A 21,994-nucleotide genomic window follows, 5' to 3' on the forward strand; every position below is an offset into this window, starting at 1 on the left:
ACGACATCAGGGGTGTGACACGTGGGGCAGTAAATGGGTTCGAGAACCATGAGTGGAGAGCGGGTTCGGGACTCTTCGTATTTTGTCCCAATACACAGGTCTAGAACACTACCCAGTGGATGAAAGAACCTCACAGTCATAGCTACCAGCCGCAGTCGGCCCATTGATGTTATGGGAAGCATTTGATATTCTATCGCCGAGGGAAAAATCTAGCGCTAGAGCGGCTAAGGTAATGCCCAATTCGGCAGGATATTTGAGCTAAAAACTCTCCCTGTTTGCAAGGTCTCTATCTTCGTCACTTTAGGCCAAAACTCTGCCGATAACGCACATTTTCACTAGCCTTCTACCTTGCGATAGACTCCTTTTGCCCAATCGAACCTTTATAGTGCTGAAGATTGTTCTGTAGCTTTAGCGCTAGTTCACTACCTTCGAAAGTGGTGAATGCGTCATTGTGTCAGCTAATAATTCTGGCTAGTTTTTAACTGCCTGGGAATGCTGTCAGACGTACTAATCCATAGCAGCTGCTATGGGCTAGCTCTGAGGTATTCAAACAAAAACTTGTGGAGATTTTTATGGAAACATATCAAGACTTTTTAGAAAAAGTTAGAACAAAAGGCAATTTGAAGGATTTAAAAGAAGCCCGTAATGCTACGGAAGTAGTGTATCGGACGATGCGAGACGTGATGAGCAATGAAGCGATCGATCGCGTTGGCGATGAGCTAGACGACAATGCGCCTGACAAAGTGGAAGATCTCTGGCAAGACACCAATCCATTGGTGAGCTTTCTCAGCCATATTCGCCCCAATTTGCATATTAGCCCCAACAATTTTTTGGTGCGCCTGAGACAGGAAGGCAATCTGCCGGGAGCCGATGCGGAGACCATCATCACTGCCGTTTTCTCAGCCACTAAGGACGAGTTGTCCTCAGAACGAGTTCAGGAAGTAGCTGAATTTCTGCCTGGCAAAATTTCTGAGATGTGGCAAGCAGCCTAATTTCTTCGATTAGAGTTCCCTTTCCTTTGTGCTTAGTCATCTCTGGGTTAGATCAACTCTTTAGAAGTAGCGTTAATGAACCCTGTGACAGACGGCCCTGTTGAAGTCGGCTTCTACGCTAAAGCAATGGTTAGTACCTAACCACAGAGCAGACTAAGCAGGAATAGGAGATCTAAGACAATGATTCGACCAAATCACAAACTAACCCAGCGTTTGATGGGCGCTGCTGGTGCTGCCGCGATCGCATCTCTAGTAGCGTTACCGAGTTTTGCTGAAACCACGCGCGTCGGTCAGGCAGGTACCTCTACCCCGACCGAGCAGACCTCGCAAGGCGCTCAAAGGGCGGCTGTCACAACCGTGGATCAGGAATTTTTCAGGCTCGCTTACCAGGGCAACAATGCTGAGATTGACACTTCTCGCCTAGCGCTAGCGCGATCGCAAGACCAGGCGATTCGTGAGTATGCTCAGCGCATGATTGATGAGCACACTCGCGCCAATGAAGTTCTTACTCAACAGGCCTCTGAGCAAGGTTTTGAGCTGCCCAGCGAGCGTGTTGACCCTCTTGATCAGGCGATCGCAGCGCAGTTGAGCCAGCTTTCTGGTGCTGAGTTCGATCAAGCTTATGTTGGCGTACAGGCAAATGCTCACCTAAAGGCGATCGCGCTGTACCGCACCGAAGTGGCACAGGGTGAGTCGCCAAGCTTGATCGCTTACGCATCGCAGTTGCTGCCCAGCATTGAAGAGCACTACGAAATGGCCAATGCCATGCTGCCTGACTATACCGTAGACAATGCTCAGCCCTCGACAGGCATGTAGCCCACTTGAGAGTAGGGATGCCCCAGGGACCGATAGCTCACTCCCTGAGGCATCCCCAAAAAGAATTTAGCCCCAAAAAGAATTTAGACTTAACCCTGCCGTCACTTCAAAATGTGGGGTCATGGCCAAAATCAAGGCAGTCGCCCTCTCGCCAGGTGCGACCGCTCTCTTCACAGCTGGTGCGGTCTGCCTTGAAAGGAATACTCGCCGGGGCTGCCTTGGGGTTAAAGACTGCGGGCAGATCGGCGTTGGTAATCTGCAACATGGCCAGCAGCGCAAAAATGCCCAGGCCCATAGTGCTGGCCATCACCAGCAGATTTATCGGCGTCCACAGAGGGTGCTGAGCGGCCTCTTGACGACGGCGAGATTCCGATCGCACTTCGGTACCGGCCAGCAGCACCAGGTAAACCCGCGTCATGCCCAGCGGCAGCGATAGACGAATGTTAACTAGGTGGCGGCGTGGTGTTAGCGCCGCCTGCAACGCTTGAACCTGAGCAGGGCTAAAGGTCGCGGCCATTTCGGGAGCCATGCGAGCCAGCACATTGTCGCTGTTAATAGGGGTAGAATTGCTGAGTTTCATCACTAGTTTCTCAAGAAAAAGCACTCCAGACGCACTTGGGCATTTAACCGCTGAGCGCTTCGTCAGCAAATCCCTAAATCTAAGGTTCCCACCGGCCGAGATTAGGAGCGATCGCCCCGCCCACCCACCGTTCTCACAATCTCAGATCCAACTTTGCAGCAGTCAAAAATATCCTGGCGACAGACCCAGCGCCGGTCTCTAAACTTGGGAACTGGGCCAATTCAGCTTTGGACTGACCCTGGACAACTGCCCAGATCACTATCTTTGCCGGACCTAATCCCGCCAGGATGGTAATAGGCGATACAGCTAACTGGGTACTCTGAAGGATATGTCGCTTCCCCACGTGGGGTGTGGTGCGAGACAGCCTCGCCCTGCGTCTTTGCCCTGAAGGGCCATAGCCTATGCAACCTGCAATCCCGCCCAGTAATGAAGCCTGTCGTTTACAGGCGTTGTATGACTATCACATTCTTGATACGCCTCCTACGGAGGGGTTTGACAATCTGACTCGGCTAGCAGCAATGGTGTGCGAGGTGCCCATTGCCCTAGTTAGCCTGATCGACCAACAGCGGCAGTGGTTTAAAGCGTGTGTGGGCTACGTTGCTCTGTTCGAAACCACCCGCGATGTGGCGTTTTGCGCTCACGCCATCTTGCAGCCGGGGCTGATGGAGGTGCCCAATGCCTTAGAAGACGAGCGTTTTTTTGATAACCCTTTGGTCATAGGAAAGTCTCATCTGCGCTTCTACGCCGGTATGCCTTTAATCACTGCCGATGGCTATGCCCTGGGCACCCTCTGCGTGATTGACCATGTACCTCGCACTTTGACCCCTTTGCAACGGCAGGCTTTAGAAATGCTGGCCACTCAGGTGGTGGCCCAGCTCGATCTGCACCGCCAAATTGAACAGATTCAGCAGGCTGCTCTAGAGCGCCAGCGGCTGGAGGAAACCCTACGCCTGCAAGAGCGGGCGATCGCCGCCAGCAGCAACGGCATCATCATTACCGATGCCCGCCAGCCCAACAACCCGGTAATCTACGTCAACCCCGCCTTTGAGCGCATCACCAGCTACACCGAAGCCGAAGCCCTAGGGCGCAACTGCCGCTTTTTGCAGGGGGGCAAGAAAGATCAGCCCAGCCTAAAGACCCTGCGCCAAGCCTTGACCCACGGTCAAAGCTGCACCGTAGAGGTGATCAACTGCCGCAAAGACGGCCAGCAATACTGGAACCAGCTCAGTATTTCGCCCATCTACGACTCCCAGGGCCAGCTGACTCACTTTATTGGCATTCAGACTGACATTAGCGATCGCAAAAATGCTGAAGCTCAGCTATACCAGAACCTGCAAGACCTCGACCAAGCCCGCTGCGCCGCCGAAGCCGCCAACCAAGCTAAAAGCGAGTTTTTAGCCATGATGAGCCACGAAATTCGCACGCCGATGAACGCCGTGATCGGCATGACCGGCCTGTTGCTTGACACACCCCTCACCGACCAGCAGCGCGACTTTGTCGAAACCACTCGCAACGCAGGCGATACGCTGCTGACCATCATTAACGACATCCTCGACTTTTCGAAAATTGAGTCGGGCAAACTCGATCTAGAAACCCAGCCCTTTAACCTGCGCACCTGTCTAGAAGAAGCCCTGGATTTGCTGGCCGCTAAGGCTTCTGAGAAAGGCCTAGAGTTAGCCTACCTATTGCCCCCCCAGGTACCCCAGCACCTGATGGGCGACGTCAGCCGCCTGCGCCAGGTGCTCGTCAACCTGGTCAACAACGCCATCAAGTTCACCCCCCACGGGGAAGTGATTGTCTCGGTTCAGGCTCAGCCGCAGACCGATAGCGAGCAAATTACCCTTCAGGTGGCGGTCAAAGATACCGGTATTGGCATCCCGGCGGATCGTTTACATCGGCTATTTCAACCCTTCAGCCAGGTGGATGCCTCGACTACCCGGCAGTTTGGCGGCACCGGCCTGGGCCTGGCCATCAGCAAGCGTCTGTGCGAACTGATGGGGGGCACCCTCTGGGCGGAGAGCCATGAAGGTCAGGGGTCGACTTTTTACTTTACCCTGCGGGCCACCCTTGACCCGCAACCGCCGCGTCCTGCCGCGTCGCCCCCGGCCCACAGCCTCCAGGGCCGTCGTCTGCTAGTAGTAGATGACAATGCTACCAACCGCAAGATTCTTCAGCTCCAGCTCCAGGGCTGGGGTACAACCGTGGTGACTGTGGATTCGGGCTTGGCCGCCTTAGCAGCCGTGGAAACCCAGCGCTTTGACCTGGCCATTTTAGATATGCAAATGCCGGGCATGGATGGTCTGGCCTTGGCCCAGACCCTACACCAGCAGTTCACGGAGCGATCGCTGCCCTTGGTGATGCTGACCTCCCTGGGCTGGCACCACAGCATCGCCCACCAGGGCCTGTTTGCCGCTTACCTGACCAAACCCGTCAAGCAGGGCCAGCTGATGGAAGCGCTAGCCTCTGCCCTGGCCGAGCAGCCCGAGGCCGTGCGGGTGTCGCCCCGGCCTCGACCGGCTCTGGTGGATGCCGACTTGGAGCGGCGATGCCCCCAGCGCATTTTGCTGGCCGAAGACAACGTGGTGAACCAAAAGGTGGCCCTGCAAATTTTGCAGCGTCTGGGCTACCGGGCCGATGTAGCTGCCAACGGCTACGAGGTGCTGGCCGCCCTCGACCAGCAGCCCTACGACCTGGTGCTGATGGATGTGCAAATGCCTGAGATGGATGGCCTCACCGCCGCCCGACAGATTGTGCAGCGCTGGCCGACTCGCCGCCCTCGCCTGGTAGCCGTCACCGCTAACGCCATGCAGGGCGATCGCGAACAATGTCTGCAAGCCGGCATGGATGACTACATCAGCAAACCCATTCGCCTAGACGAGCTGATTCGGGTGTTAGAAGGCGGTGACCCCGTCGCCCCCCTCGCGATCGATTTGGCGGCGCTGCGCACCTTTGCTATCACTGTGGGCGGCAACGACCCCGAATTCATGACTGACCTGATTGCCAGCTACCTCGAAAGTGCCGACCAGCTGGTAGCCGACATGCTTACCGCTCTGGGCCAGCACGACTGGACCAGCCTGGAAAGGGCCGCCCACACCCTCAAGTCGAGCAGCGCTGCCGTCAGTGCCACTGTCCTTGCCGACCGATGCCGTGATTTAGAAGTGTTCCTCCGCAAAACCCCCAGCCCGGTTGTTGTCGACCAAGTGAAGGCAATTCGCTACGCTCTAACTGAGGTCAAAACGGCCCTGCAGTCTGCCTTGGTTTCCTAGGAGGCCACCAACCATGTCAGTCGATTCTGATTCAGCGCTAATTTTGGTGGCCGACGATGACCCCTTCATTCGCCACATGCTGACCCGCTACCTGGAGCGCGAGGGTTACCGGGTGCTCGAAGCGTCCCACGGGGAAGCGGCCCTAAATCTCTACTTTCACCACCTGCCCGATCTGGTGCTGCTAGATGCGCTGATGCCGGTAGTAGACGGTTTTGAGGTATGTCGACGACTGCAAGATTTGACCCAAGGCAACCTGGCACCGGTGCTGATGATTACCGGCCTAGAGGACGAAAAATCTGTGGATCAGGCGTTCGAAATTGGCGTGGTCGACTACGTCACCAAACCGATTAACTGGGCGGTGCTGCGCCAGCGGGTGCGGCGGCTGATTTTGCAGCATCGCTTAGAGATTCAGCTGCGCGAGGCCAACTACCAACTTCAGCAGCTGACCATGATGGACAGCCTCACCCAGGTGGCTAACCGCCGCCGCTTCGACGAATATCTGTTGCAAGAGTGGGGCAGGGGCGTGCGCGAACACCTGTCGCTGTCGCTCGTGATTTGCGACATTGACCATTTCAAAGCCTACAACGACCACTACGGGCACCAGGCGGGCGATCGCTGTCTTCAAGAAGTGGCCAAAACCCTCAACCAGTGTATCAGCCGCCCGGCCGACATCGTCACCCGCTACGGCGGTGAAGAGTTCGCGGTGATTTTGCCCAATACCACTTTGGAGGGGGCGACCGTCCTTAGCCAGCGGCTGGTAACAGCCATTCAGCAGCGGGGGTTGCCCCACAACACCGCCCCCCAAGCGATCGTCACCATTAGCTGCGGTGTCGCCAACGTGTTGCCCAGGGCCGACTACTTGCCCTCTGACCTGGTGTTCACCGCCGATCAGGCCCTTTATCAAGCCAAGGCCCAGGGCCGCAACCGGTGCCAGGCGATTTACGTGATGCCCCCCGGCCCTGAGCAATCGTTTAACGCAGGCGCGATTGGCGTTACCCCTACCCTTCGATCGCTTTGGCCTGAGGCTTGAGAGACCGGCCGACAAAAAAGTGTTAATTACAGTCGATATATCCGACAGCACGATGGGGCTGACGACAAACGCCCAAAACCCGTGCACAGTCATTTCTTAACAAAGATGGATCCCAGCCGCCCGCTCGCAAAAATGCTAATGTTCTAGACCCAACGCTGATGTAGTCCTGGGTTAGTTATGGCTTCAGTCTCTGCCCCCTCCGCCATGGTGGTCTGCCCCCACTACCTGGCCTCTGCTGCTGGCCTCAACGTGCTCAGTCAGGGGGGCAACGCGGTCGATGCGGCGATCGCTACCCAAGCAGCCCTAGCAGTGGTCTACCCCGCCATGACCGGGCTGGGCGGCGATGGCTTTTGGCTGGGTTACCAGGCCCAATCGGGCCAGCTCTATGGCCTCAATGGTTCGGGTCGGGCGGGGGCGAGCTGCGATCGCGATCGCGTCACCTCCCTGGGGCTAGCGGCCATTCCCCAACGCGGTCCTCAGGCGGTGATCACGGTACCGGGGGGCGTCTCGGCCTGGGGTGAAATGCACCAGCGCTTTGGCCACCTGCCCTGGGCCCACCTGCTCCAGCCCGCGATCGCCCTGGCCGAACAGGGCTATCCCTGCTCCAAATCCCAGGCTCATTGGACGCGGGTCAACGCCGAATTTCTGCGGGCCTATGGCAGTGAGAACAATCCCTTTTTACCGGGTGGGGATGTGCCGATCGCTGGGGCCAGAGTGACCAACGTACCGCTGGCAAAGACCCTCCGCCGGCTGGCCGCCGCCGGTTGCCAGGATTTCTACCAGGGAGAGATTGCCGAGCAGATCGTGGATTACCTGAGCAGTTTGGACGGTTGGCTGACCCGCGACGACTTCGCTCGCCACACCGCCACCTGGGTAGACCCGATCAGCACTACCTACCGGGGCCACCAGGTGTGCCAGCTGCCTCCTAACACCCAGGGCTTCACCGTACTGCAAATGCTGAATGTGCTGGAGGGGTTTAACCTGCACACCGTGGGCCACGGCACCGCCGACTATTACCACCTGCTGGTAGAGGCCACTAAGCTGGCCTTTGCCGACCGCGATCGCTGGCTGAGCGACCCCGACTTTACCGACATTCCCCTGGGGGAGCTAATCTCGAAACCCTACGGCGATCGCCGCCGTGCCCGGCTAAGTATGACCGTAGCCCAGGGCTACCCCACTCCGGCCAGTGGCGGCGACACTGTTTACATCGCCGTAGTCGATGGCGAGGGCAATGCCGTATCGACGATTCAAAGCCTGTACTTCGACTTTGGTGCGGCGGTGGTGCCGCCTGAACTGGGATTTCCGCTGCAAAACCGTGGTGCGCTGTTTTCCCTTGACCCCAATCACCCCAATGCCCTAGCACCCGGTAAGCGTCCCTTTCACACCCTCATGCCCGGTCTGGTGCTCAACGACGGCAAGCCTCACTTAGTGCTGGGTACCATGGGCGGCGAGGGCCAGCCCCAGACCCAGCTGGCGCTGCTGACTAGAATGCTAGATTTCGGCTATTCGCCCCAAACAGCGATTGATCTGCCCCGCTGGCTGTGGGGCCGCACCTGGGGCGAAGCCTCTACCCGACTGGCGATGGAAAATCGGATTCCCGCTGAGATTCGCCAAGCCCTGGAAGGCCGGGGACACCAGGTCACCGAGGCCCCTGCGTGGGCCGAGCAAATGGGCCACGCCCACGCCATTCAGGTGCATCCAGACGGACTGGTGGGCGGCTGCGATCGCCGCAGTGAGGGCGCGATCGCCTGCCTGTAAGCCTGACCAATAGCAACTCGGTGCGAACTTAGACATCAGCGATAGACCTCCCGTCGATGTCTGACTCGAACGACCAAAACTAAAAGCCGGGCATCTTCGATCGTGTAAACAATGCGATAGTCTCCGACCCGAATACGACAGAGGTCATCTTCCCCTGCAAGCTTAACCATCCCCGCTGGGCGAGGTTCATGAGCCAAAGCGTCAATTTTGGGCTTTAGTCGCTGTTGCTCTTGGGGTGGTAATGCTTTGAATTGCTTGACTGCGGGTTTTGCAAACTCGATGCGATAGGTCATAGCCCCACATCGGCCTTGAGGTCTTCCCAGGCAAGGGCACCTTCAGTGGCAACAGACGCCAAAGCCTGTCGGGCCTCTAAAATATCGGCGGTATCTTCTGCTTGTTTAGCTTTGAGAAATTGTAAAAAGTCGAGCAACTCAACCAACACTGACTCAGAGGCATTGTCAAGTTCTTGAATGAGCAACTCCTTTAAGGTCATCGATTTACCCTCCGTTAGAACCTGCCCTACCGTTTCTGCGCGGAGTGCCGCAATGCAGATATCTATAGTCTAGCCGCAGCCATTTTTGTTCTGGTAGCGGACTAAGGCAATGGTCGTCTGCTGAAACTAGAGCCCCTTACCGACCCAGCACGGCTGCGCCTTCGTAGAAAAACAGACCCGCCACACAGCCGGTCATTAGCGTAGCCAAGGTGCCTGCCCACAGTGCTTTCCAGGCGACCTCGCTAATGTCTTTGCGGCGGGAGGGCACCAGGGTCGACAGTCCGCCGACAAAGATGCCCACCGAGGGCAAATGAGCAAAGCCGCAGAGGGCGTAGCTAACGATCACCAGGGCGCGATCGCTCAGGGTGCCCTCGGCCGCAGCATTGGCCAGACCAATGTAGGGCGGTATTGCCGTCTCTAAAAACCGTCGCCCAATCAGCTGCGACGACAGCCACAGCTCTTGCCAGTCGAGGGAAACCCCGGTGAGAAAGGTGAGGGGCAAAAACAGCACCCCCATAATGTTTTGCAGCGTAATCACGCTAAACACCTGGCCGACGATGCGCCAGAGGGCAAACTCGCTGGTGGCCAGGCTGGCCAGTTGGGCAAAGAGCAGATTGAGCAGGGCGATCAGACCGAGAATGGCAATTAGGGCGGCGACAATGCCCACCGCCATTTTGACGCCGTCGAGGGCACCCAAAATTAGGCTATCCATCGGGCTTTGCCGCTCGTCGTCGGCCAAATCTACGGCGGGCACCTTGCCTAGGGTGTCGGGCACCTCTCGCTCGGGCACCAGAATTTTAGCCATCACAAAGCAGGCCGGAATCGTCAGCACCGAGGCCGACATCAGGTGGCCCGCAATCGACGGAAAAATGGGCCGCAGATATCCGGCGTAGAGGCCTAGCACCGTGGAGGCAATGGAGCCGAAGCAGCCCGCCAACACGGCGCACAGTTCGCTGCGGGTCATGCGCTCCAGAAAGGGTTTAATCGCGATCGCCGATTCAATGCCGACAAAAATGTTTGCCGCCCCCGCTAGAGCCTCGGCTCCGCTAATGTTCATTGCCCAGCGAAAGAAGCGGGCGAACACCCGCACAATTGGCTGCACCACGCCCAAGTTATATAGCAGCGCAAAAATGGAGGCAAAAAATACCACCTGGGGCAGCGATCGAAACGCGAAAATGTAGCCCAGGTTGAGGTTGTCGGTTCCCAGGCGATCGCCCGGCACGGCGGTAAATGGCGGCGTCAGAGCGCGGGCAATCCAGCGGCCGGCTCCGGCGGGGCCGACAGTTTCATTAAAGTCGGGCACAAAAATGGGGCCAAACAAAAACCGCGCCCCGGCATCAGACGCATCGATCAGGGCGTTGAGAATAGAGCTGAGCCATACCACCACCTCACGGGTAAAGGGCAGCAAAAACACCAGCAACCCCACCAACAGCTGAATAGCAATGCCCCACCCAATCACCTTCCACGGAACCCGCCGCCGATCTTCTGAACCCAGCCAGGCGATAAAGCAAAGGCCAAACATACCCAGCAGCGAAATTAAACGCAGTGCCATGCGGTGCTCATTCTCCTTTTGGCCCAAGATTGGCGAGCCTGCCACCGATTATGCCGAAGAACGTCGCCAGCGAAGCGACTTGCTCTAGAACTTAATTAAGGGGAGGGGTGCGAGGTGTCAGGCGCAAGGTGTTGGGTGTCAGGCAAAACCGTAAACTGCAAACCCGATACTTCAAACCCGATACCCAAAACCCCAAACCCCAGACTGGCCCATAATAGATGTGACCCACCGCTCCACCCTATGGAAGCCTTTTCCCCTTTTTCGCCCGATTGGGCTGAGTCTGCTACCCACGCCAGCGAGTTTTGCTGCCCTCAGTGTGGGGCCGAGAGCCGCCAGGCTAAAGCCGTCTGGATCAACCGCCGATCGCCCGTCTACGGCACCGACCATCGCCGCAAGTGGCAAGAGTTTTACCACTGCGGCGAGTGCGCTACCCCCTGGTGGGCCTGGAGCAGCGATCGCCCTCCATCCCCCTACGGCACCCTCGACGATGACGACGACAGAGAATTGTTTTAGGCGGTTTTGGCAGCCGCCAAGCCTATGGTTTTGTCTGGGTTGAGGCACTCTACCGTTCGAACGTTCAACTGTTTAAGTGCCCGTTGCCGATGACCCCTAACCCACCGCCCAAGACCATTCACGTGTTTGGCAGCCTCAATATGGATCTGGTCTGCCGAACGCCCCACCTGCCCCAGCCAGGGGAAACTATTTTGGGCACTCAGTTTGAAACGCTGCCCGGCGGCAAGGGGGCCAACCAGGCGGTTGCGGCGGCACGGCTGGGGGCAGCCACGACGATGGTTGGTCGAGTCGGCGCAGATGACTTTGGCCGTCAACTCATCGAGGGTTTGCAGGGGGCTGGGGTCGATGCCAGCGGGGTAGTGGTTGACGGAGAGGTGGCGACGGGGGTAGCGGCGATCGCGGTAGACAGCGCCGGCCAAAACACCATCGTGGTCGTACCCGGTGCCAATGGCCAAATCAGCGACAGTGATGTTGATCGCCTCACGACCCGGCTGCGACCCGGTGACCTGGTGCTGCTTCAGTTTGAGGTGCCGCTGCCGCTAGTCATTATCGCCGCCAAAACCGCTAAGGCTCAGGGGGCAACGGTGATCGCCGACCCAGCCCCCGCCCGCACCGACCTGCCGCCAGAGTTCCTTAGAACTGTGGATATTTTCACCCCCAACCAGGTCGAAGCTAGTCAGCTCACCGGGTTGGCCGTGACCGATATTGCCACCGCCACCGCAGCGGCTCAGCAGCTGGTGCAGCGCGGTGTCGCGATCGCCATCGTGAAGCTAGGCGCTCAGGGCGTTGTGGTCGCCGAAAACCATCGCACCTTTCACCAGCCTGCTCTGGCGGTCAAGGCCGTTGACACCGTTGCCGCTGGGGATGCCTTTAACGGCGGCCTGGCCGTAGCCCTAGCTGAAGCAATGGACCTGGAGGAGGCCGTGCAGTTCGCCAACGCTGTGGCCGCGGCGGCGGTTATGGTGCCGGGGGCGCAGCCATCAATGCCCGAGCGATCGCAAGTGGCTGCCCTGCGCCTTGGCCTCAAGCACTAGCATCGGCTTTGACATGTAGCGGTGCTCACAATCTGCCAAAATTAAGGGCAACCTCAGCAATTGATGGCATGGGACGAATTAAAGGCCACGAGTGGCAGACAGAGTTTAGCGATTTGATGCGCGGCATTGCCGGGGCATTTTTGTTTGGTGCCCCCTTTCTCTACACCATGGAGGTGTGGTGGAAGGGCAACTTCACCTCGCCGCCGCGCATGATGCTGATTTTGGGCATGGCCTACATGGCCCTAGTGCTGTTGAATATCAAAGGTGGGTTTCGCGCTGAGCAGCCCCGCAGCCGCACCCAGATTTTGGTCGAAAGTGCCGAGGGGCTGGCGATCGCCCTCTTCACCGCCACCCTCAGTCTGACGTTGCTTGACATCGTTCATGTTGAGACCGGCATAGACGCCATCATGGGCCGACTGATCACCCTGTCGCTGCCCTATTCAATCGGGGTCGGCATTGCCAACAACCTTTTGCTGAGAGTTGGCGATGACGAGGCTGATTCTGACAAAAAGCGCGGCCACCCCTTGCGGAGCACGCTGTCGGATGCCGGTGCTGCCCTACTGGGCGCGATCGTCGTTGGTTCCTCGATCGCACCTACCGATGAAATTCCCATGATCTCCAGCTCCTTGGAGCCCACGCGCCTGCTGCTGATTATGGCCAGTTCGCTGCTGCTGTCATACATCATTGTGTTTGAAGCCAATTTTGGCGCTCAGCGGCAGCGGCGATCGCAGTCCGGATTATTCCAAGGGCCGATTAGCGAGACTGTGGCCGCCTACCTCATTGCGCTGGCCGCTTCAGCGTTCATGCTGTGGCTGTTCCAGGTGATTCGCGTGGGCGACCCAATTAACCAGTGGGTGAGCTATATCATCGTATTGGGCCTGCCCTGCACCATCGGCGGTGCAGCCGGTCGTCTAGCTGTGTAACTCCTACCTCCATGTCTGAAAAGCCCATCCGCAATCGCGCTGAATGGTTTTCCCTTGGCATTTCCCTGACGCTACTGGCGGCAGTAGTGGCCACGGTGGCTTCGCTGTGGCTAAAACCATCGCTCAAACCCGCCGAATTTACCGTGGAACCGGGGGAAGTGCGGCCTGCCAATGACCACTATTATTTACCCATTACCATCACCAACGAAGGCGACGCCACCGCCGCCGAAGTTACGGTCGAGGGTACCCTTGAAACCACCAGCCCCGAAGAAGTAGCCTCCACCACCTTCGACTTTATTCCCGCCCGCTCCCAAGCCGAAGGGTTTTTGATCTTCAGCGAAGAACCCTCAGCGGCGTCGGTGCGCGTGATCAGCTATCAGAAGCCGTAGTTGATTTACCTCGTCTCAGTCCCCCGGCACGACAGCTGATGACACCGCTGTTTCTCCATAGCTCATTTACACCGCACAGTTTTTCCCTTGGGCTTTTGCTCGATAAAGACCTTGATCAGCGGTGGCGATCAACGTCGCAAACGACAGATTGCTCTGGGGGACAACTGTGGCTACGCCAAAGCTAAGCGTCATCAGGTCACCGACCGGTGATTGGGGGTGGGGCAGTTGTAACGCCGCCAAATTAGCCTGAATTGCTTTGACTACGGCGAGCGCCCCCTTAGCGGTAGTGTTTGGCAAAATAATCGCAAACTCTTCGCCACCGTAGCGGGCCGCCAAATCAGATGGACGCCTAGAGGCTTGCACAATGGCGTTGGCCACCTGCCGCAGCGCATCGTCTCCAGCCAAGTGGCCATGGGTGTCGTTGTAGAGCTTGAAGCAGTCTACATCACACAAAATTAAAGACAGGGGAGCCTGCTCGCGAGCCAGCCGTTGCCATTCTGCACTTAGCCGATCGTCAAAGCAGCGGCGGTTGGCCAGCTGAGTCAACCCATCCACCGAAGCCAAGCGCTGAAGCTCTTGATTGGCGGTTTGCAGCTGCTGATAAAGCTCCGCTTGCTGAATGGCGATCGCCGCCTGGCCAGCGAGTTGATACAACAAATTCACCTCCGCCTGCTGCCACTGGCGCGTCTCGCTGCACTGGTGGGCAATTAGCAGCCCCCACAGCCGCTCTTTTTGCAGAATCGGCACAATCAAATTTGCCCGAATATTTAAGCTTTGCAGCAGTTCAATATGACACGACATCAGCCCCGCCGTTTCAATGTCTTCGATCGCTCGGGTGTTGCCCTGCTGGTAGTAAGCCGCGTGGGTCGTCTGAAAACAAGTATCCATCACATGGAAACCCAAAATCGACGGGCACCCCTCTGCAAGAGACTCGACCGCCACCAGCCCACGCCAATCAGGCTCAAACTGATAAATGACAACTCGATCGACCTCAAACAGCTGTCGAACTTCATCCGCTGTGGTTTGGAGAATCTCGTCTAGCTCCAGCGATTGCCGAATGTGTTGCGTTACAGCCGCAACAATGCGCTCAGGCGCAGTTTGATTTTGTACTGTTTGCATCACTGGCTGCAAAGGCGCTGGGGTGAGCGTCACCGCTGAGCTAAAATAGGGCGTTGTTTTAATCGGCACAGCAGCGGGTTTAGCAATCAAATAGCCCTGGGCAAAGGTAGCACCCCGTTCCTGCAACCAGTTCAACTCTTCAATACATTCGATCCCTTCCGCAACGGTTTTAATGTTCAGATTTTGCGCAATTTCTAAAAGCTTTTCAGTAATGGAAGCTTTATAGGGGTCAAGGTGAACATTTCGAATCAGCTCCATATCTAGTTTGACGAAGTCGGGGCGCAGCTGGTGCAGCAAATTCAAACCAGAATATCCAGACCCCAAATCGTCTAGAGCAACGGCAAAACCAGCTTCTCGATAATATTTTAAAACGGTTTTAAGGTGATCTAGATCTTGAGGATTGTCTGACTCGACGACTTCAAACACAACCTGTTCGTGGCCAATACCAGCCCTATCAATGGCGTCTACCGTGCTCCGCAGGCAAGACACTGGGTCATACAGAGCAGTGGGGGAAAAGTTGATAAACAGACGCCCTGTCAAGTTGTGCTGACTCGCTTGCTCAATGGCACTCAGCCGAGCCACTCGATCTAGTTGGGGCAACAAACCGGCTTCAGTTGCCAAGTCAAAAATGGAAGCTGGCATAACTAAGTTGCCGTGCTCATCTAGCCCTCGAAAAAGCGATTCATACCCATAGATTTGAGTCGTGTCGTCAATTGAAACAATCGGTTGAAAATGGCTGGTAACGCGATCGCTAGCCAACATATCTACCAGCCAGTCAGATTGGCTAATCTTAATAAATCGCTGGAGGGAGGAAATATCGCTAAAATCTTGCAGCTGGGGCTGTACCGCACCATGCACAAATAGAACTTGAGTTTCTTTTAACTCCCTTGGAGCGACAATTTTAGCTAAGTGACGAGCGACCTCTTGAGCTTGTCCAGCTTTGCAAGCCATGCTCAAACCTGGTCGCTCCTGCATGAGTTCAAACTCAAATGATGCCTGCTTTAAGAAAGGAACCACTTTTGTCAAGGTGTGAGGAACTGGAAACCAGAGAAACAGTCGCCCGGCTTCTCCTGCTCGACACCGACCAACGTTATGACAAGCACATGTCTTAGAGGAAGACATTCCCATAGCTAAGTTCCGCAAACATCGACGAGTAAAACTAGTATTCCCAGCCCTATCTGGAGAAGGCCATGAGTTAAGCTAGATGGCCTAATTTTTCAGTTAGATCGTCTCAATCAATTTTGCAATCGCTTTAGTTTGAGTAAACCCGACCAGTCTACTGAACAAGGATACAAACCCATAAATCTTGAACTCTATTAAACATTGCGAATTACCCGGCAGGGATTGCCCACGGCCACGACGCTAGCGGGTATCGATTTAGTCACTACGCTGCCCGCGCCGATAGAGGTATTGTCGCCAATCGTCACCCCTGGGCAAACAATTACGCCGCCGCCCAGCCATACGTTGCTGCCAATAGTAATGGGAGCCGCCATCTCTAACCCACTCAGCCGCACCGTTGGGTCAGTGGGATGGTAGGCCGTGTAAATCTGCACATTAGGTGCCATCAGCACGTTGTCGCCAATCGTTACCCAGTTGCAGTCAAGAATGGTGCAGTTGGTGTTGAGGTAGAGGTTTTTGCCGGCTCGGATGTGATCGCCGTAGTCGCAGAAAAAGGGAGGGGTAATCTCAAAATTGGGGCCAATGGTGTGAAAGAGCGATCGCACCACTTCCTGCCGCACCTCAAGTTCCCCAGGCCGAGCATGGTTAAACCGATACAACTGCTCCTGAGTCTGCCGCCGCATTGCCACCAGCTCGGGATCCGCTCCCAGATACAGCTCATTAGCCAGCATCTTCTCCCGCTCGGTTTTCACCATCGAGGCTACCCCTCTCTAGACCAAGATTCTAGGGTACTGTGAGAACCCCAAAATCTTGGCCTATCTAAGGATCAAGGTGATCCCTACGTCACCCAACGATGACGGCGATCGGCCCGCCCCCGGATGGCCCCTGGTGCTCGCTGCCACCCGACACATAGATCATCGGGTCTTGTACAACGGCGGCGATCGCAGCCCCCACCACCGCCCTGGCCATCCGGGTGTGATTGATATCAGAATCGTCGAGCATGGTGTGGCGGTGCCCGAGCAGCTGCCCCGAGGGGTCGGCTTCGGCCTTGGCAAACACATTCACGATCTGGCCGCCGTCGCCCACTCCCCCGGCACTGTGGATAGCGCGGTTGACGGCGGCGATATCGAGGGCGTGGGCCATGACGCTGTGGCCAATGCGGTAGCGGCTGTAAGAGTGGGGGGCGTTGCCCAGCACCAAAATTTCGCAGTTTTGCAGCTCGACCCCCGCCGAGGTCGACGCCACTGCAGAATAAAGGCGGTAGTTGTGGCAAATGTCGGCGGCGGTCAGATCGCCCCGCTGCACTTCGCCGAGGGCCAGGGCGACCCCGAGGGCTGAGGCCCCCCGCGAGTAGGCCATCGATTTATAGCTGTCTTGGGTGATGGCAGCCTGGGTGTGGCGAGCCGCCGTGATCAGCGGGCATTTAATTTGCACAAAGTGAACCGCATCGGCAGTGAGGCCAGCGGCGGCGATCGCCCGCTCTACCCCCTCAGCCACCACCTCCACCATCGTCAACGTGCCAATTTCATCGGTCGAGAAGTCGCGGGTGTGGCAAACCCCCAGGGCCAGCCCAGGCTGAGTTGGCCCCGTCAGCCCCTCGCTCTGGCGGGTAAACACCGTCATGTGAGGACTTAGCACCCCCTCAGTGCCCCCCGACATCACAAACACCACCTGGTCGGTCAGCTCGTCACCGATCAGCCCCCTCAGGTATGCCTTGAGCGTGGCCACCGCAAACCCACGGGTGAAATCATTCACGCAGCCATTGCCCTCGGTTTTGCCCAAAATCGCCACGATGGTTTTGGGGTCTAGCGTTCCTTGCTGCACCAGTGCGGCTAGACCGCTCAGGTCATCGGGGCCACTCTGGGCAATTTTAAACACATCAACTTTCATCGCCGACAACCTTCCCCATCACGTTTATTGGGCTGCGATCGCAGAGCCCCGGCTCCCTAAGAAACCGGGGCTCTAGCATCCCCTTTTCAAGGGGACAGGGGGGATCTAGCCCACCAGTTCTTTCACTTTGGCCATGATGCCATCGGGGTCAATGCTCTGGTGAATAAACTGCTCCCACAGGCCGCCGCTGCCCTCGTGGTTGGTACCCATAAAGGCAAACTTGGGCGTGTAGCCCCGTTCCAGCAGCCAAGAGCCAAAGCGGCTGCCCAAGCCAGTCTTGCGGTTAAAGGCCTCGGTCACCAGCACAAAGGGGGCCTTGCCCACCTTGGCCATGGTCTCTTCATCGATCACGTTAAGGGTAGACTTGTTGATCAGGCCCACGTCGATGCCCTCCTGCTTCAGCCGCTCGACGGCATCGAGGGCGCGATAGAGCGAGTCGCCAAAGGTGACGATGTAGCCCGCCGTGCCCTCGCGGATCACCTCATCCTTGCAGGGGGTGAAGGTGTAGTCGCCGCCAAACATCTCGTTGCCCTCAGTGTCGAGGATCATCGGCACCTTCGAGCGGGTGGAGAAGATAAAGCGCAAACCGGGGTCGTGGAAAACCTTTTTGACGCAGGCTTTCATCTGGTTGGGGTCGGCGGGAAAGTAGAGGCGGGTTTCATAGCCATCCTCCAGGCCATTGTCGGCAAAGAAGTTGTTAACGCCGAAGTGGCAGGTGTTGTCGGCCATATCGTCGATACCGGAGTGGGAGAAGTGGCACAGCAGATTAGACCGGTTCAACCGCGACATAGTGATTTCAGAGATGCACATCTCCAGGAAGGCTGCAAAGGTAGCGAAGACGCCCTGCTTGCCCTCGGCCATGCCAAAGCCCGCCGCCGCCGACAGGTTGCCCCGCTCTTGAATGCCGCCGCTGATGAAGACTTCGGGGTATGCCTTGCGGATCTGGGCCAAGCCGCAGGACCCCTCCAGGTCGCTGTCGACCACTAGCACGCTGTCCTTGCGGGTGGCTTCGTCCAGTTTGCCCAACACTTCTACCATGGCATCGCCAAACACGTTGCGGTTGGCCCCCACAACTTTGCTGCAACCCCGAAACTCGTAGGTATTTTTGGGGGCGGTAATGCCTTCGAGGATCTCCACGGCAGCGGTGTGGCCCTTGGCGGTTAGGTAGGCGATCGCCGCCTTGACCGAGATCACATCGTGGCCGTGGGTGCTGCCCTCAATGCCCTCGATGCCGACCGCCATGGCCCGCTTGTTAACCACTGCCACGGGGCCGGGGGTGTTGATCGCCTTACAGATGTTGGCGTAGAGGCTGTCGATGTCTTCGCCGTCGCCTTCGAGCACGGTCAGGCCGTGGCCCTCCAGAGTTTTCTTGACGCTGAAGCCGCCCATGTACTGGGAGGGGTGGCCGGCAATGGTAACGTCGTTGTCGTCGATCAGCAGCTTGACGTTGACGTGGTTGGCCACCGCAAAGCGGGCCGCCTCGGCGTCGTTGCCCTCCTGCTGAGAGCCGTCGGAACCAAGGCAGAAGGCAACTTTGCCGGGGTTGGCCAGGGCCACACCGTTGACGTAAGGCCACATGTGACCTAGCCGCCCAGAGCTAAATTTAACCCCGGGGGTGAGCCCCAGTTCGGGGTGGCCGGGCAGTTTAGAGTGGGCTTCGCGGTAGTGCATCAGGTCTTCGGCGGGCATGTCGCCGTTGAGCACCGATATTAAATACTGGGTGGCCACCCGGTGGCCGGCTTCGTCAAAGAAAATCGGCACATACTTCTCGCCCGCACCGCGAAACAGGGCGTCGAGAATCATCACCTCGGGCACGGTGTCGTAGGGGCCGCCAGTGTGACCGCCCACGCCCCGCGCTGCGCCGGTCGCAGTGAAAAACACGATCGCATCCCGACACAGCTGAATGTTGGCCTTGAGGGCACTGCGCTGCTCGTCGGTGAGGGTGGGGTTAGACGCATCGAGGGAAATTCGCTGGTATGCGCCTAGGTCAATGGGAAAGCTTGTCATAGTGTTTCGTCCTATAGGCTGGTGAGAGAGAAGCGTGGAGCAAAGCAAGTTTTTTTATAGAGAGCAAGTCCACCGCTCAAGTTTGGATAGCAAAAATCCACTACCTCCATCATTCAATACTCTGGCAAGGCTGTGAAGTTAATTCAGTAAGAGATGGTTAAGTAGTGGGCTAGTGGGCCCGTGCCAGAGATTTAGAGACTCAAGGCGGACAACGAAAACTCCCTACGCCTAGCGATCGCGCCCCCTGTTATTATCGATTGTGCAACTTTTGAGGTTGATCAATTGTCCGGATTTTGGGCATAGAGATATGTCTTTAGTAACAGGACGGGATCAAGGCGATCGCGTCCAAAGCCAAAGCCGATAGAATAGCCCACAGCCAATCGCCCTTCTCCCTATGCCTTCTCAGCTCAAACACAAATTAAAACACTGGATTTTGCTGTTCTGGACCGCGCTCCTGGCGGTGGTGATGCTGGGTGGGCCTACGATCGCATTTCCGCCACCGGTAGTGCCTTGGGAAGTTAATCCGTCGGAGATTGCGCCAATTCCCCAGAGCTTCCAGAAAATCCGGGGGGTGTGGCTGACCACCAACGATATAAATATCCTGCGGGAGTCCTCTCGGGTGCAGAGTGCCATGGCCACGTTGTCCCAGCTCAACTTCAATACGGTCTATCCAGTGGTCTGGAATTCGGGCTATGCCCTCTACCCCAGCGTGATTGCCCAGCGAGCCGGGATACCCTACATTCACCGAGGCGCGGCGGGGCAGGACATTCTGGCTGACGTGATTAACCAAGCTCACCGGCAGGGCTTGTTGGCAATCCCGTGGTTTGAGTTTGGCTTTATGGCCCCGCCGTTATCGGAGTTGACTCTAGCTCACCCGGACTGGCTGACCCAGCGCCAGGATGGCAGCCAGACCTCGATCAGTGCGGCTGGGGAAGTGGTGTGGCTCAACCCGTTTAAGCCAGAGGTGCAGCAATTCATCAACAGTCTGGTTGCCGAAATTGCCGTCCGCTACGACATTGACGGCATTCAATTCGATGACCACACGGCCCTGCCCAGCGACTTTGGCTATGACTCTTACACCCGGTTGCTATACCAGCAGGAAACCAAACAGCCGGTACCGAGTAACCCGCGAGATCCGGCCTGGATGCGCTGGCGGGCGGACAAGATTACGGACTTTGTGGCTCAGCTCAACCAAACCGTGAAACAGTATCGTCCCCAAGCGATCTTTTCTGTGTCGCCCAATCCCTATGACACGGCCTACAACTCGTTTTTGCAAGATTGGGTCGGCTGGATCAACCGTGGCTTGGTAGATGAGTTGCTGGTGCAGATCTACCGCTGGGATATAAACAGCTTTACGGATCAAATGCTGCGGCCCGAAATTCAGATGGCCCAAACTCAAATTCCGGTGGGCATTGGCATTTTGACTGGGTTACGCAATCGGCCTATGCCGATGTCGATGATTCAAGCTCAAGTGATGCGAGCGACGGCCCAGGGGTTAGGGGTGGCCTTTTTCTACTACGAAAGCCTCTGGTACGATGCGCCGGAGCCTGTGGAAGAGCGCCAGGCCCGTTTCCGGGATTTATTTAGCGTACCTGCGTCCCGGTTTAGCCTACGTCGCCAGGTTTGATCACGGCTTTGATACTCTGCTGCGCCTGGGTGGGGTTAGCCCGAATTTCTCACCAGCCCTGATTCAGGTCTCTAAATCAGGACTGATGAGAAATTCGGGTTTAGTATCCCCTACGGCAGCGTTGACCGATGACGCGACCTTGAGTACGGCCCTAGAGTGCCTGAAGGCCCATCTGCCGATAACGATGCAGGGGGAGCATCAGCCGGAGACCCTCTACGGCGATCATCCACCGCCTCACTTCCATGCAATCTATGGCGAGTATAATGCCCTAGTAAGCATCGAATCTCTAGAAATCATTGAAAGCGATTTGCCTAATCGTGCTCAAGAAATGGTGATTGATTGGGCAGAAATGTATCAGCAAGATCTTCCGAAAAGGTGGAATGACCAAGAGTTTTGGAAGCTACCTCCTTTGAAAAAAGGTCGATATAGGCATGGAATATCCAAGAATCTGTCGGGCTGAGGCAGTTAGCGATCGCATCTTTAGAGTCACCTTCACCAATCAAGACATCAAACACTACGACATCAGCCCGCTTTTAGAAAAACAATGTTTGCACCCCTTCGACAGCCCGCTTTTTTTAAGAGCTTTACCCTTGAGTCAGGTGGGTACGGAATCGTTTGGAACGAGGACATTGATATCAGTGAGTGCGAGCTGTGGAAGCACGGTGTAACACCTAAAGCTGATGCAGACCTAAATTCCACTGACCGCGACCAAGGGCATTTTATCCCTCTTTAGTCACTTTCGTTAAGCAAAAAGGATTGTTCAGGCAACTTTCACCTGAATAGCTAGTGGACTAGCCCGAAACTGATGCATGCAATTCATCAGCCGATACAAGCCATGACGCAATCCAGGAATAGCAAACACCTCAAGCCAAGGTTTGAGACGTTG

Annotated in this window: 19 protein-coding genes; 11 read left to right on the forward strand and 8 right to left on the reverse strand. The window is 56.7% G+C overall.

Going from position 1 to position 21,994, the window contains the following annotated elements; genetic code table 11:
* Positions 1–572: 572 nt before the first annotated feature.
* Together H6F57_RS20515 and H6F57_RS20520 are read left to right on the forward strand one after the other, a co-directional pair.
* Entirely contained in the window at positions 573–992 is a 420-nt protein-coding gene (locus tag H6F57_RS20515; protein WP_190625117.1) for a DUF2267 domain-containing protein, read from the forward strand.
* A gap of 180 nt (positions 993–1,172) precedes the next feature.
* The gene (locus tag H6F57_RS20520) at positions 1,173–1,808 is read left to right on the forward strand and encodes a DUF4142 domain-containing protein (protein WP_190625118.1); all 636 of its coding nucleotides are present in this window, start codon (positions 1,173–1,175) and stop codon (positions 1,806–1,808) included.
* Positions 1,809–1,914: 106 nt separating this feature from the next.
* On the opposite strand, the gene H6F57_RS20525 is transcribed toward H6F57_RS20520, so the two are convergent.
* Positions 1,915–2,388 carry a hypothetical protein gene (locus H6F57_RS20525; protein WP_190625119.1) on the reverse strand — a complete coding sequence of 158 codons (474 nt, stop codon included), beginning with the start codon at positions 2,386–2,388 and terminating at the stop codon, positions 1,915–1,917.
* A 401-nt stretch (positions 2,389–2,789) separates the two neighbouring features.
* Between H6F57_RS20525 and H6F57_RS20530 the strand changes: the two genes are divergently transcribed.
* From H6F57_RS20530 to ggt, 3 genes are all read left to right on the forward strand, one after another.
* Positions 2,790–5,654: a response regulator gene (locus tag H6F57_RS20530; RefSeq protein ID WP_190625120.1), complete on the forward strand. Its 2,865-nt coding sequence runs from the start codon at positions 2,790–2,792 to the stop codon at positions 5,652–5,654.
* 13 nt (positions 5,655–5,667) lie between these two features.
* Positions 5,668–6,684 (forward strand): PleD family two-component system response regulator, encoded by a 1,017-nt coding sequence (locus H6F57_RS20535; RefSeq protein WP_190625121.1) that lies wholly within the window; start codon positions 5,668–5,670, stop codon positions 6,682–6,684.
* A gap of 177 nt (positions 6,685–6,861) precedes the next feature.
* A complete protein-coding gene (ggt, locus tag H6F57_RS20540) occupies positions 6,862–8,442 on the forward strand; it encodes a gamma-glutamyltransferase (protein WP_190625122.1) in 1,581 nt (526 codons plus the stop codon).
* Between the two features lie 35 nt (positions 8,443–8,477).
* On the opposite strand, the gene H6F57_RS20545 is transcribed toward ggt, so the two are convergent.
* The 3 genes from H6F57_RS20545 to H6F57_RS20555 form a co-directional block, all read right to left on the reverse strand.
* Positions 8,478–8,735: a type II toxin-antitoxin system RelE/ParE family toxin gene (locus tag H6F57_RS20545; protein WP_190625123.1), complete on the reverse strand. Its 258-nt coding sequence runs from the start codon at positions 8,733–8,735 to the stop codon at positions 8,478–8,480.
* A complete protein-coding gene (locus H6F57_RS20550) occupies positions 8,732–8,935 on the reverse strand; it encodes a DUF2281 domain-containing protein (protein WP_190625124.1) in 204 nt (67 codons plus the stop codon). Before H6F57_RS20550 ends, H6F57_RS20545 begins: the two co-directional genes overlap by 4 nt.
* Positions 8,936–9,071: 136 nt before the next feature.
* Complete coding sequence (locus H6F57_RS20555) at positions 9,072–10,487, reverse strand: nucleoside transporter C-terminal domain-containing protein (protein ID WP_190625125.1); 1,416 nt, start codon at positions 10,485–10,487, stop codon at positions 9,072–9,074.
* 240 nt (positions 10,488–10,727) lie between these two features.
* Between H6F57_RS20555 and H6F57_RS20560 the strand changes: the two genes are divergently transcribed.
* The 4 genes from H6F57_RS20560 (at position 10,728) to H6F57_RS20575 (ending at position 13,346) form a co-directional block, all read left to right on the forward strand.
* The gene (locus H6F57_RS20560) at positions 10,728–11,000 is read left to right on the forward strand and encodes a hypothetical protein (RefSeq protein WP_190625126.1); all 273 of its coding nucleotides are present in this window, start codon (positions 10,728–10,730) and stop codon (positions 10,998–11,000) included.
* An 89-nt stretch (positions 11,001–11,089) separates the two neighbouring features.
* Positions 11,090–12,034 carry a ribokinase gene (rbsK, locus tag H6F57_RS20565; protein WP_190625127.1) on the forward strand — a complete coding sequence of 315 codons (945 nt, stop codon included), beginning with the start codon at positions 11,090–11,092 and terminating at the stop codon, positions 12,032–12,034.
* Positions 12,035–12,102: 68 nt separating this feature from the next.
* On the forward strand, positions 12,103–12,957 hold the full coding sequence (locus tag H6F57_RS20570) for a TIGR02587 family membrane protein (protein ID WP_190625128.1): 855 nt from the start codon (positions 12,103–12,105) through the stop codon (positions 12,955–12,957).
* A gap of 11 nt (positions 12,958–12,968) precedes the next feature.
* Entirely contained in the window at positions 12,969–13,346 is a 378-nt protein-coding gene (locus H6F57_RS20575; protein WP_190625129.1) for a hypothetical protein, read from the forward strand.
* A gap of 66 nt (positions 13,347–13,412) precedes the next feature.
* Here H6F57_RS20575 and H6F57_RS20580 read toward each other — a convergent pair whose 3' ends face one another.
* From H6F57_RS20580 to H6F57_RS20595, 4 genes are all read right to left on the reverse strand, one after another.
* Positions 13,413–15,593, reverse strand: coding sequence for an EAL domain-containing protein (locus H6F57_RS20580; RefSeq protein ID WP_190625130.1), 2,181 nt, complete (start codon positions 15,591–15,593; stop codon positions 13,413–13,415).
* 188 nt (positions 15,594–15,781) lie between these two features.
* Complete coding sequence (locus H6F57_RS20585) at positions 15,782–16,339, reverse strand: sugar O-acetyltransferase (protein ID WP_190625131.1); 558 nt, start codon at positions 16,337–16,339, stop codon at positions 15,782–15,784.
* Positions 16,340–16,427: 88 nt separating this feature from the next.
* The gene (locus tag H6F57_RS20590) at positions 16,428–17,474 is read right to left on the reverse strand and encodes a ring-opening amidohydrolase (RefSeq protein WP_190625132.1); all 1,047 of its coding nucleotides are present in this window, start codon (positions 17,472–17,474) and stop codon (positions 16,428–16,430) included.
* 105 nt (positions 17,475–17,579) lie between these two features.
* Positions 17,580–19,481 carry a transketolase C-terminal domain-containing protein gene (locus H6F57_RS20595; protein ID WP_190625133.1) on the reverse strand — a complete coding sequence of 634 codons (1,902 nt, stop codon included), beginning with the start codon at positions 19,479–19,481 and terminating at the stop codon, positions 17,580–17,582.
* A gap of 394 nt (positions 19,482–19,875) precedes the next feature.
* Here H6F57_RS20595 and H6F57_RS20600 point away from each other — a divergent pair, with 394 nt between their 5' ends.
* Entirely contained in the window at positions 19,876–21,108 is a 1,233-nt protein-coding gene (locus H6F57_RS20600) for a glycoside hydrolase family 10 protein (protein ID WP_199289515.1), read from the forward strand.
* A gap of 184 nt (positions 21,109–21,292) precedes the next feature.
* On the forward strand, positions 21,293–21,568 hold the full coding sequence (locus H6F57_RS20605; protein ID WP_190625135.1) for a DUF4160 domain-containing protein: 276 nt from the start codon (positions 21,293–21,295) through the stop codon (positions 21,566–21,568).
* Positions 21,569–21,994 lie beyond the last annotated feature (426 nt).

It is taken from the genome of Leptolyngbya sp. FACHB-60, from assembly GCF_014695775.1.
Classification (GTDB): domain Bacteria; phylum Cyanobacteriota; class Cyanobacteriia; order Phormidesmidales; family Phormidesmidaceae; genus Nodosilinea.